Origin of the sequence: Bacillus sp. IBL03825 (assembly GCF_024712505.1) — a bacterium.
GTDB lineage: Bacteria > Bacillota > Bacilli > Bacillales > Bacillaceae_G > Bacillus_A > Bacillus_A wiedmannii.
This window is the reverse complement of record NZ_JAMXKE010000001.1, coordinates 2,344,444-2,357,056: the sequence shown is the minus strand read 5'-3', so window position 1 is coordinate 2,357,056 and position 12,613 is coordinate 2,344,444. Positions and strand designations below refer to the sequence as shown.

Below are 12,613 nucleotides of genomic sequence, written 5' to 3'. Positions count from 1 at the left end.
TTCTAATGAAAAGCAATTTTTCTTTCATCATAATCACTTCAAATACTCTTTTTGAAGTGATTATGTACAATTTACACATATATAATAGCGTGTTTATCATGATAATTTCAAATAATTAAAATTACAGTAATGTTGTAATATTCATTTTCAACCTCAAAAATCCTGCAAATATATCTCGTCAAAATATGCGGTATACAAATTAACACATACCGTCAACTTTAGACAAAATTTATAAAGGACATTTCAGTACGTATCAAGAATTAAGAATAAGAAGATATGTAAGGGAGGATGAATTATGACTGAACACGTTTTATTTTCTATTAGCGAAAACGGCGTTGCATCAATTACTTTAAACCGCCCAAAAGCACTTAATTCTTTATCTTATGACATGTTGCAACCAATCGGGCAAAAACTGAAAGAATGGGAACATGATGAGCGAATTGCGCTTATCGTATTAAAAGGAGCTGGCACTAAAGGTTTTTGTGCAGGCGGCGACATTAAAACTCTTTATGAAGCACGTTCAAATGAAGCTGCATTACAGCATGCGGAACGTTTCTTTGAAGAAGAGTATGAAATTGATACATATATTTATCAATATAAAAAACCAATCATCGCTTGTTTAGATGGAATTGTAATGGGTGGTGGTGTCGGTCTTACAAATGGTGCGAAATATCGAATTGTAACTGAGCGTACGAAATGGGCAATGCCAGAGATGAATATCGGCTTCTTCCCAGACGTCGGTGCTGCATATTTCTTAAATAAAGCTCCAGGGTTTGCTGGCCGATATGTTGCTTTAACAGCAGCTGTTTTAAAAGCTGCTGACGTATTATTTATAAACGCTGCTGATTACTTTATGACATCTGATTCATTACCAAATTTCCTTACTGAACTTGAAAGTGTAAATTGGCATAAAAAAGATGATGTACATACTAATTTAAAAGAAGTCATTCGTACATTTGCAACTGCTCCAAACTTAGAAAGTGAACTTGCTCCTTCATTAGAAGAAATGAATTCACATTTTGCATTCGATACAATTGAAGAGATCACCGATTCATTGGAAAAAGCTCAAAGTTCCTTTGCTTTAAAAACAAACGAAACGCTATTATCAAAATCCCCTATTTCATTAAAAGTAACATTAAAACAATTTATTGATGGACAAGATAAATCCGTTGAAGAATGTTTCGCTACCGACCTTGTACTTGCTAAAAATTTCATGAGACATGAAGATTTCTTCGAAGGAGTACGTTCTGTTGTCGTTGATAAAGATCAAAATCCGAATTATAAATATAAGCAGTTAAGTGATGTTTCAGAAGAAGATGTAAATCGATTCTTTAACTTACTTAATGCATAATAAGGTGAAATATTAATAAGTGGGGGTGCATTGCCCGCTTATTATTAGCCCTCACCGATCGTCCGGTCATGCGGGCTAAAATTGAGGCTATATAGTAGTGAAATTCCACTACTATATAGCCTCTTTCTCATTTAATAATTTTTAATAAAATTTAATTTTATTAAATCAAAATATGTGCTACACTATTTTTAATCAAATATTCTAAAAATAAAAAAGGAGGAGCAACTATGATTGAAAATTATTTTCTTTTCATCATTATGTCTATTTGTCTTATTATTTTACCCGGTCCTGATACTGCAATGGCGACGAAAAATACATTGGTTGCTGGTAAGGTCGGTGGAGTGAAAACAGTGTTCGGTACATGTGTTGCACTTTTAATTCATACTTTAGCAGCAGTAATCGGACTTTCCGCAATTATTGTAAAGTCAGCTCTTTTATTTTCTATTTTCAAGTACGTTGGAGCTCTATATTTAATTTATATTGGCATTAAAGCCCTTTTAGCGGTAAGAAACAAAGAAGGCTTTGATACGAACGATATATCTTTAAATAATGAAGATGAACACACTTCTTGCTTTCGCCAAGGGTTTCTTACGAATTTATTAAACCCTAAAGTTGCAGTCTTCTTTTTAACCTTTTTACCGCAATTTTTAAATCCAAATCATAATACGTTTATCCAACTTCTCGTAATGGGTCTTACTTACCTCGTTTTAACAGTTATTTGGTTCGCTTTTTATATATTTTTAATTGATAAAATTAGTGCTTTTATGAAAAAATCGAGGACGCAACGTTATATTCAAGGCTTAACAGGAATCGTCTTAATCGGTTTTGGTATTAAACTAGCTTTTGAAAAAAATAATTAACAAGACGAAAACCACCACTATTAATAGTGGTGGTTTTCATTTAACAACTGATTTGGCTGTTCACTCTATATTAAAACCAGCGCTCAGTTACAACTTTTTTACGTGTATAGAATTGAACACCATCTGTACCATTTGTACCTAAATCACCAAAGAAGGAAGCTTTATTTCCTGCAAATGCGAAGAATGCCATTGGTGCTGGAACGTTTACGTTTACACCGATCATACCAGCATCGATATTATCACGGAACGTTTGTGCATGTTTACCATTTGACGTATAAATAACCGCGCCATTTGCAAATTTAGATTGATTTGTTAATTTAATACCTTCTTCTAAATCTTTAACTCGTACAATGCTTAATACTGGAGCAAAAATTTCATCTTGCCAAATTTTCATTTCTTGATTTACACCATCAAAGATTGTCGCACCTACAAAGTAACCTTCTCCAACTTCTTCCTTAATTTTGCGGCCATCAACTAATAAAGTTGCTCCATCTGCTACACCGCTATTAATATAGCCTAATACACGCTCTTTATGAGATTCACGAATTAATGGTCCAACATAATTATCTTCGTGGAAACCGTCACCTACTTTTAATTTCTTCGTCTCTGCTACTAGTACGTCGATGAATTCATCAGCAATTTCATCTACTACCGCTACTACTGAACATGCCATGCAGCGCTCTCCACTACTTGCGAATGCAGATCCAATTACACCTTGCACTGTTTTCTCAAGATTGCAATCTGGCATTACAATCGCATGGTTTTTCGCACCAGCTAACGCTTGTACACGTTTCCCGTGTTTCGTACCTGTTTCATACACGTAACGAGCTACCGGCTCAGAGCCAACGAACGAAACAGCTTGAATATCTTTACTTTCTAAAATGCTATTTACAACATCTTTTCCGCCTTGTACTAAATTTAATACTCCTTTTGGAAAACCAGCTTCATAGAATAATTCTACAAGTCGCTCTGCTAAAAGTGGCGTTCTTTCAGATGTTTTTAATACGAATGTATTACCGCAAGCAATTGCAAGTGGGAACATCCATAATGGAATCATCATTGGGAAGTTAAACGGTGTAATACCAGCAACAACTCCAATTGGATAGCGCCAAATCGATCCATCAATGCCGCTAGCAATATTCGGAAGAGCTTGTCCCATCATTAAATTTGGTGCTGATGTTGCAAGTTCTACCGCTTCAATCCCACGCTGTACTTCACCAGTTGCATCCGTTAACGTTTTACCATTTTCTAGCGTAATGATTTTTGCAAGCTCGTCTTTGTTTTCTTGTAAAAGCTGTAAATATTTATACAATTGTCTTGAACGATTCGGAACTGGTACTTTAGACCATGTTTCGTATGCTGCTTTTGCCGCTTCAACAGCTTTTTCAACATCTTCTTTCGGAGATAATGGAACGTAAGCGATAATTTTTCCAGTCGCCGGATTTGGAACTGCTTCTACTTCTGTACCAGTAGATTCTACCCACTCACCATTAATATGATTTTTTACTCGTTTAATTTCAGTTGTAATCATTATATTCTCTCCTTTTTTATGATGTATATAATTCTATTATTTTTGATTAGAAATTAATTGTTCACTAACTTTCTTATATAAAGCAGCCATATCGTTTTCGCCGTACCCAGCTTCACTTGCTTCTTCATATACGTTTAATAGCATCTCACTAACTGGTAAGTGCAGTTCGCTTTCTTTCGCTAAATCTACTGCAAATCCTAAATCTTTCTTTAATAAATTTACAGTAAAGCCTGGATCGTAGTTTTCAGTTGCAATGAAACTTTTATAATTACGCTCATAAATTCTGCTTTGACCGTAACTTACATTTAAAATATCAAACATTTTATCTAAATCCATATTATTCTTTTTCGCTAATGTTAAAGCTTCACTCACACCAGCTGTATAAAAACCAATTAATAAGTTATTAATTAATTTCACTGTTGTACCACTATCAATATTCTCACTAACATGGAAAACATTCGCGCCTAGTACGCTCATGATAGATTCCGTTTTCTCATATACTTCTTTCGATCCACCAACCATAAACGTTAATGTACGGTTTTCGGCTCCAATTACCCCACCACTAACAGGTGCGGCTAAAAAGTCTACTTTCTTTCCCTTCGCAGCTTCCTCTAACTGTTTGTTTAACTGTGGAGATACAGTACTTGTATCAATTAAAATTACATTCGAATGGCTATTTTCAAATAAGCCTTCTTCGCCAAAATATACCGCTTCAACAGCGCGAGGTGAAGGTAAACTTGTAAAAATCACATCACATGTTTCTGCTAGTTTTGAAATTGATAAGCCGATAATTCCTCCTTCTTTTTCAAAGGAAGCTTCAGCCTCTTTATTTAAATCCACACCATATACTGTGTAACTTGATTTAACTAAATTTTTAGACATTGGAAGACCCATGTTACCTAAACCGATAAAACCAATCTTTTTCATATCGCTTTCCTCCTATTTACACAATATACTTTCCACGATTTATAATAGCTTTCGCAATTTCTCTCTTTTTTGTAAATACGTTCGTGTATAAAGGCACTAATAATTGACGAATTTCAGTTAAAATCACGTGTCTATCTTGTTCTTCTGTGACAGCCGCTGAAAGTATAGAAACCGCTGCTTCTTCTACATTACGATAGCCTTCTTCACAAATAACGTCAGTTATCATTTGTTTCGTACGCTCTTTCTCATCACCATTTTTACTAATTGCTTTACTCGTACGTAAAAATGCTGATTCCATGACGTACACGTCCGTTAACATATTTGATAATACACGTGAATATTCTTGCTCTTGATCAATTTTCAACCCCGGAGTTTTAGAGAGCGTTTTCAAAGATTGTTTCAACAATTTTTTTGCTAATAAAATGTAACGATGGTTTCTTTCGACATTTTCTACATCAATTTCTACTTCAGTATCTTCAATTTGTTCCATTTGCTTCATTAACATTTTGGCAACTGTTAATCTATTAATTTCGTTCGTTCCTTCAAAAATACGACTAATTCTAGCATCACGATATAATCGTTCTACCTCGTACTCTTGCATATAACCGTAACCACCATGAATTTGTACAGCTTCATCTACGATATGACCAAGTGTTTCAGAAGCATTTACTTTATTAAGTGCACATTCAATTGCAAATTGAGACATTTTCTTCATAAGATCTTCATCACTCTCATGAATTGCTTCATCAATGACACCTGCTGTACGATAAGCTGCACTTTCTGCTCCATATGTAGCAATGATCATATTTGCAATTTTCTCTTGAATCATCGTAAAATCTACTAATTCTGTTTGGAACTGTTTTCGCTCTTTTCCATATTGAACCGATAAACCAATTGCTTGTTTTGCTGTTCCAATATTTCCAAAAGCCAGCTTTAGTCTAGCAAAGTTAAGGATATTAAGAGCTACGTGATGCCCTTTCCCAACTTCCCCTAAAACATTTTCAGCAGGGATGACAACATCTTCTAAAATTAGGGTAGCCGTTGAAGAACCTTTAATCCCCATTTTCTTTTCTTCTAGTCCAATGGATACACCTTCACATGTTCTTTCGACAATAAACGCTGTCATTCCTTTATTTGTCTTCGCAAAAACAACGTATACATCTGCCATATGAGCATTTGTAATCCACTGCTTCTCACCATTTAACTTCCAAGCAGTTCCATCTTCATTTAATACAGCACTCGTTTTTGCACTTAAAGCATCAGAACCAGCATTTGGCTCAGTTAAAGCATAAGCCCCAATCCATTCTCCAGACGCAATTTTCGGCAAATATTTTTCTTTTTGTTCTTTCGTTCCATAATATATGTAAGGCAATGTACCTACACCAGCGTGTATATTAAAGGAAACGCTAAATGCACCAGCATATCCCATTTTTTCTGCTACAAGCCCTGAAACTGCCTTTCCTAACTCAAATCCACCGTACTCTTCTGGGACCTCGATACTTAATAATCCAAGTTCTCCAGCTTTCTCAAATAATTGACGAGAAACTTCATAGTTATGTTGTTCAATAGTCTCCATTTGTGGAACAATTTCTTGTTTAACGAATTGTTCTGTCGTTTTTGCGATTAAATCTTCATCTCCGGAAAAATCTTCTGGCGTAAAGAAACTATGATTCACATTTTTATTAAGTGAAAAAAATTCATCCCACGGTAACTTCGTTTTCTCCATCTGAATCCCCCTATCATTTCGGCCTTACTTGCTACTACGTATGCTCGTCTACGATGAGTGGAATTTCTTATTTTTGAAAACAGAAGGCGATGAATTTTCACATCAAGCAGTTCGTTTTGCCAAAGATGTATTCTCATCGCCTTAGTTGTTTTATCTATTGATCCTCTGATAATACTGTTTTTGCAATTCCAGTATCTAATTCTTCAAAGTCATGATATGAAATTGTTTCATATAACTCACTTCTCGTTTGCATACTTGAAAGTGCATCTTTTTGAGAACCTGTTTCCTTAATTAAAGTAAACACATTCTCATATGCTTTCGCTGCAACACGAAGTGAAGTTACAGGATAAATAACCATTTGGAAGCCCATATTCGCAAATTCCTCTGCACTATAATACGGCGTTTTCCCGAACTCAGTCATATTCGCAAGTAAAGGTGCATTTACTTTACTATTAAATAGACGGAACTCTTCTTCTGATTGAAGTGCTTCAGGGAATATCGCATCTGCACCTGCTTTTACATAGGCGTTCGCTCTATCGATCGCTTCATCTAAGCCTTCTACACCTCGAGCATCTGTACGTGCCACAATATATAAGCTTGGTGCAACTTCTTTAATCGCTTTAATCTTTTGAACTAATTCTTCTGTAGTAACGAGTTTCTTACCATTTAAATGTCCACATTTCTTTGGTAATTGTTGATCTTCAATTTGAACAGCTGCAACTTTCGCTTCTACCATTTCTACCGCTGTTCTCGCTACGTTTAAGACACCGCCAAATCCTGTATCAATGTCAACAAGAACTGGTAAGTCTGTAGCTCTTACTAGATCTCTTGCTCTCTCTGCTACTTCAGTAGACGTCACGATTCCTAAATCAGGCAGTCCTTTACTTGCAGTATAAGCAGCTCCTGATAAATAAAGAGCTGAAAATCCTGTATTTCTCGCAACTAAAGCTGCCATTGCGTCATGTGCACCTGGAATTTGCAAAATTTCATTTGCTTCTACTAAAGCTCGGAAGCGATTCGCAAGCTCCTCTTGTGTTGACTGTTTATTCACAACCCAAGCCATTCTAAATTCCCCCTATCATTAATTTAAAAATAGATCTACAAATTCGTTTACATTCATATTTTCTAGTTTTTCTTCATTTAGACAAACTTCATGAATTTGTTCTTGCTGCTTACTAGAATAATGACCTGCCATATTTGCAGTGAATTTTTGAACAACTTTTGGAATTGCTTCGTCTCTACGGAAACGGTGACCAAGTGGATATTCACATTCCACATTTTCTGTTACAGTGCCATTCTTGAAATGAACTTGAACAGCGTTGGCGATTGAGCGCTTGTTCGGGTCAAGGTAATCTAAACTGTACTGTTTGTTTTCAACAACAACCATCTTATTACGTAATTCATCTACACGTGGATCATTTGCTACTACATCCTCATAATCATCCGCAACGATATCTCCTTTTAATAAACCAATTGCCGTAATGTATTGTAAGCAATGATCACGATCAGCTGGGTTATTTAATGGACCTTCTTTATCGATAATACGAATTGCTGATTCATGAGTTGTAATTGTAATACGGTCAATTTCATCTAATCTTTCTTTAATTTCTGGATGTAATTTCACAGCACACTCTGCAGCTGTTTGTGCATGGAACTCTGCTGGGTATGAAACTTTAAATAATACATTTTCCATTACATAAGACTCTAACGGTCTTGCTAACTTTAATTCTTGTTTATTGAATAATACATCTTGGAATCCCCAACCTGGTGCAGATAATGCTGTTGGATAACCCATTTCACCTTTTAGAGCAGTCATTGCAAGATGAACACCACGGCTTGTTGCATCACCTGCTGCCCATGATTTACGTGAGCCAGTATTTGGTGCATGACGATATGTACGAAGACTAGAATTATCAATCCATGCATGTGATAATGCATTAAAGATTTCTTCACGTGTTCCGCCAAGCATTTTTGCAACTACAGCAGTTGTTGCTACTTTTACGTATAATACGTGGTCAAGACCAACACGATTCAAACTATTTTCTAAAGCTAGTACACCTTGAATTTCATGTGCTTTAATCATCATTTCTAATACTTCACGTACTTTTAATGGTTCTTTTCCTTCTGAAATACGAACACGGCTAATATAATCTGCAACTGCTAAAATTCCGCCTAAGTTATCAGATGGATGTCCCCACTCTGCTGCAAGCCAAGTATCGTTATAGTCTAACCAACGGATCATACATCCGATATTAAATGCACCTTTCACTGGATCAAGCACATATGACGTACCTGGTACACGTGTACCATTTGGTACGATTGTTCCTGGTACAACTGGTCCTAGTAATTTCGTACACTCTGGATATTGTAGTGCTAAAATTCCGCATCCAAGCGTATCAAGTAATACGTAGCGAGCAGTACTGAATGCTTCTGCACTAGTTACCTCTTTATTTAATACATAATCCGCAATTTCTTCTAATAATGCATCTTTTTGTTTAATTTCATTTGTTTTAATCATACTATTCTTCCCTTTCTGTCGAAAATTCGTTATTATTAATGATGGGTGTCGGTCAAACACCCATCTAGCGGGCGGCGCTAACAACTCCCCAGTTGTTCTTATTTACTAAGTACATGTCGCTCGCCAATATAATTAACACGTGGACGGAACAATCGATTGTTCGCATGTTGCTCAATTACGTGCGCACATAGTCCTACTGTTCTAGAGCTAAAGAAGATTGGTGTGTAAAGTTGAATTGGAATACCAAGCATCCAATATACTGGAGCTGCATAATAATCAAGGTTCGGATAAATTCCTTTTTCCTTCTCCATAATCTTTTCTCCAGCTTCACACATTTCATATAGTGTATAATCACCTTTTACATCACATAACTGCTTCAAAGCTTCCTTCATCATCAGTGCTCTTGGATCCATCTTCTTCATGTACACACGATGTCCAAAGCCCATAATTTTTTCTTTGTTATATAATTTCTTCTGTAACAACTCTTCAAACTTCTCAACATTACCAGCTTCTAACAGCATGTACATAACCGCTTCGTTCGCACCACCGTGTAAGCTACCTTTTAAAGATGCAACTGCCCCTGTTAAAGCACCATATAAGTCCGATTGCGTTGATGCAATAACGCGCGCTGTAAATGTAGAGTTTGGCATTTCATGTTCACTATATAAAACAAGGGAACGATCAAAGATCTTCTCCTCAAGTTCAGTTGGTTTTTTACCTGTTAACATATAGAAGAAATTCGCGCTATATGTTAATTCTTGAAGAGGCTGGATTGGCTCTTCATTATTTAAAATATGATAGCTATTCGCTACAATGTTTGGTACTTTGCTCAATAATTTGTACCCGCGGCTTTTGTTTACTTCTAACGAGCGGTTTTCGATATCATTATCGTAACCAGCTAATGCGGACACACCTGTACGCAATCCATCCATCGGGTGCGTTTCTTTCGGTAATGCCTTTAATACGTTGAATACACCTTCTGGTACCGCGTATTCTTCTTTTAATTTCTTTTCAAGTTGTGCTTTTTCATCCTCATTCGGTAGATGTTCTTCCAATAAAAGGTGCACAATATCTAAATACTCTTTTGTTTTTGAGAGTTCGATTAAATCATACCCTTGAATTACAATTTCACCTTTCACTGTGTCAAGAAACGAAATTTTCGTCTCCGCTGCCACTATACCATCTAATCCCGGGGAAAATTTTTCTTCAGCTTTCATCATTATTTCCTCCAATCCTAATAGATCTTCGTGCACATAACTGTAAGCCTTTACAAAATCGTGAAACTACATTTCTATTTCAATGTATCAGAGTTTTTAGAAGATTTCAATTTATTTTATAATGATAAGTTTCCTATACTTTTACCGATGTAACAATACAATTTTTCAAAAATAATTTTCACATTTTATAAAGAAAGGACTGACTTCTTTATATGTCTTATTAAAACAAAATATAAGGATGACTCAGAAAATCCCACAGAATATATCATTCAACCAATTTTTTTAAGAAAATAAAAAAAACGAGCTGTACACATATACAACTCGTTTCTACATGATATTTATTTCACTATCTCATCAATATAATTCTTATATAAAACTTATTTATTTTTAAAAAAGTTATTATTTCACATAATTAAATTGAATTTCTTCCGTTTCCTCATAGTAACATTTAACTAAATGATAGTTTTAAAGTACCAAAGATTATAAACATCTCCCAAAATAGAATGACTTCTTTCTCAACTGACACGATTTCCCCATCTGATTTCTCAGAAACTATCCCTAAAGAATAGGCCGGCTGAATTGAACTATTATTATGTTATCCTTTAACCATTGTAAATCGTTAAGTTCAATTGAAATTTTCATCTTTGTTACTCCCGTTTACGCAAATTCTTTTTTACCTAATCGCTGTTTTACAAAAATGACAAAAATAATGAAAGCGATTAGTCCTGAAATTGCACTACCTACAAATAAAATACGGTAACCAAACATTTGCGAAATAACTCCAAGTAAAATCGCACCAAGTCCAATCCCTAAATCAAATGCAGTAAAGAATGAAGCGTTAGCAACTCCTCTTTTACTCGGATCAACAATTGTAAGCATCGCTGCTTGTAATGCGGGCTGTGCTGAACCGAATCCAACACCGTATAATGCAGCTGCGATAACTACCCCTATTAAACTATTTGAAATCGTTAATACAACTATCGCGATAATCGTAATACATAGTGCCGGGAGTATAATAAATACTTCTCCATACTTATCTAATAGTTTTCCTGAAATTGGTCTTACAATCGTTAAAGCAACTGCATATACAAGAAAGAATGTCCCAGGATTCACATCGATTGAAGATGCAAATAGCGGTAAAAACGTCGTAATTCCTCCATATGCAAATGATAAAAAGAAAACTACAATTGTAATGGATAGAACCGATTTTTCAAACAACTGCATTTTCCCTTTTTCTTTTTGTGGTGTGAATGGCATTTTCGTCATGAACGATAATAGGACTGCCATAAAGGATAAAAGAGTTGCCAACAAGAATAGACCGTGAAATGAATAATGTTGTACAACCGATAATCCAATCATTGGGCCGATTGCCATTGCAATTGTCATAGCCATCCCGTACCAACCCATACCTTCACCACGGCGTGAATCTGGAATAATATCAGTTATCGCTGTTCCAACAGCTGTTGTAGAAACAGCCCATGTCACTCCGTGAATAACGCGTAAAACTGCTAAAAGGACTATAGTCGATGCTAAATTATAGGAATACATCGTTAGCCCAAAAAGGATGAGTCCGAAAATAATAAACGATCTTCTACCATATTGATCTAACATCCCTCCAATAATCGGTCGTATTACAACTGCAGCTATTGTAAACATTCCCATCATGAGTCCAACTTGTGATTCATTGCCGCCTATCTCTTTAATAAAGAGCGGGAGCGTTGGTACAAGTAAATAAAATCCTGTAAATAAAAATAACATTGCGAAAGTCATTTGAATAAATGATTTCGTCCATAATCGTTCCATTAAAATTCCTCCATAAACACGTATATTCTTGCAATTAACACCTCCATTTTACATTTTCTCAGTCCCTTTTCCCTCCGTAAATAGACGTAACTTTTTATAATAAATGGTCCACCATCAATATAAATTGGTCTTACAACTTTATAAGTATACATTAGCCTAAAGTCCTATCTATATGTACCTTTATACGCGTGAAAAGAATATACTACTTTATTATCACAACTTAGGAGTGATTATGTTATGTGGGTATCTTCAAGAGTAACGGCCGTCGTTCCTTCGACTCCTGGGATACACGTTCCAGCCGTTCATACAGCTAGTTCCGATGTAGGGATTGAACTTCCTGCAACTTGGCAACAATATCAAATTCCAGGTCAAGTTACTCCCTCATTTTGGCATCATGGCGCACATCCAAGTAGTACCACCTTTCAAAGCCAAAGTTATCCTCCATTACCTCAGGCTCAAGTTTTTTATCATTTCCCTTCTATTTATTTCCAAAATTTCCACGGTACTTTTAACATTTAAATTCATCCTTGCATAGCTGCTGCATTTTAACGAAAATAATACTTCAAATAGAAAATTATGTAGTAATTTCACAGAACAACTATTTAATCCTAAAAACCTATAAACTGCTTACTATAGACTTTTCTGTAGGAAATCAATAATCAACATTTTAATTTAAACGA

The 12,613-nt window shown here is 35.5% G+C and carries 10 protein-coding genes and 1 pseudogene; 3 read left to right on the top strand and 8 right to left on the bottom strand.

What is annotated here, in order from left to right:
* Positions 1-295: 295 nt before the first annotated feature.
* Entirely contained in the window at positions 296-1,351 is a 1,056-nt protein-coding gene (locus NHG49_RS12140; protein WP_242290095.1) for an enoyl-CoA hydratase/isomerase family protein, read from the top strand.
* A 227-nt stretch (positions 1,352-1,578) separates the two neighbouring features.
* Positions 1,579-2,211, top strand: a complete 633-nt coding sequence (locus NHG49_RS12135) for a LysE family translocator (RefSeq protein ID WP_098111957.1) — start codon at positions 1,579-1,581, stop codon at positions 2,209-2,211.
* Between the two features lie 70 nt (positions 2,212-2,281).
* Here NHG49_RS12135 and NHG49_RS12130 read toward each other — a convergent pair whose 3' ends face one another.
* From NHG49_RS12130 to NHG49_RS12095, 8 genes and pseudogenes are all read right to left on the bottom strand, one after another.
* Entirely contained in the window at positions 2,282-3,742 is a 1,461-nt protein-coding gene (locus NHG49_RS12130) for a CoA-acylating methylmalonate-semialdehyde dehydrogenase (protein ID WP_064477296.1), read from the bottom strand.
* Positions 3,743-3,778: 36 nt separating this feature from the next.
* Positions 3,779-4,669, bottom strand: coding sequence for an NAD(P)-dependent oxidoreductase (locus tag NHG49_RS12125; protein WP_064477297.1), 891 nt, complete (start codon positions 4,667-4,669; stop codon positions 3,779-3,781).
* Between the two features lie 16 nt (positions 4,670-4,685).
* On the bottom strand, positions 4,686-6,395 hold the full coding sequence (locus NHG49_RS12120) for an acyl-CoA dehydrogenase family protein (protein ID WP_064477298.1): 1,710 nt from the start codon (positions 6,393-6,395) through the stop codon (positions 4,686-4,688).
* Positions 6,396-6,549: 154 nt separating this feature from the next.
* Complete coding sequence (gene prpB, locus NHG49_RS12115; RefSeq protein WP_063261135.1) at positions 6,550-7,458, bottom strand: methylisocitrate lyase; 909 nt, start codon at positions 7,456-7,458, stop codon at positions 6,550-6,552.
* An 18-nt stretch (positions 7,459-7,476) separates the two neighbouring features.
* On the bottom strand, positions 7,477-8,913 hold the full coding sequence (gene prpD, locus NHG49_RS12110) for a 2-methylcitrate dehydratase (RefSeq protein WP_064477299.1): 1,437 nt from the start codon (positions 8,911-8,913) through the stop codon (positions 7,477-7,479).
* Between the two features lie 98 nt (positions 8,914-9,011).
* Positions 9,012-10,133 (bottom strand): citrate synthase, encoded by a 1,122-nt coding sequence (gene mmgD, locus NHG49_RS12105; RefSeq protein WP_064477300.1) that lies wholly within the window; start codon positions 10,131-10,133, stop codon positions 9,012-9,014.
* A 396-nt stretch (positions 10,134-10,529) separates the two neighbouring features.
* Positions 10,530-10,772: pseudogene (locus NHG49_RS12100) on the bottom strand (HesB/YadR/YfhF family protein).
* A gap of 15 nt (positions 10,773-10,787) precedes the next feature.
* Positions 10,788-11,933 carry an MFS transporter gene (locus tag NHG49_RS12095; RefSeq protein WP_088046824.1) on the bottom strand — a complete coding sequence of 382 codons (1,146 nt, stop codon included), beginning with the start codon at positions 11,931-11,933 and terminating at the stop codon, positions 10,788-10,790.
* Positions 11,934-12,170: 237 nt separating this feature from the next.
* On the opposite strand from NHG49_RS12095, the gene NHG49_RS12090 reads away from it, so the two are divergent.
* Entirely contained in the window at positions 12,171-12,452 is a 282-nt protein-coding gene (locus NHG49_RS12090) for a hypothetical protein (protein WP_064477302.1), read from the top strand.
* Positions 12,453-12,613 lie beyond the last annotated feature (161 nt).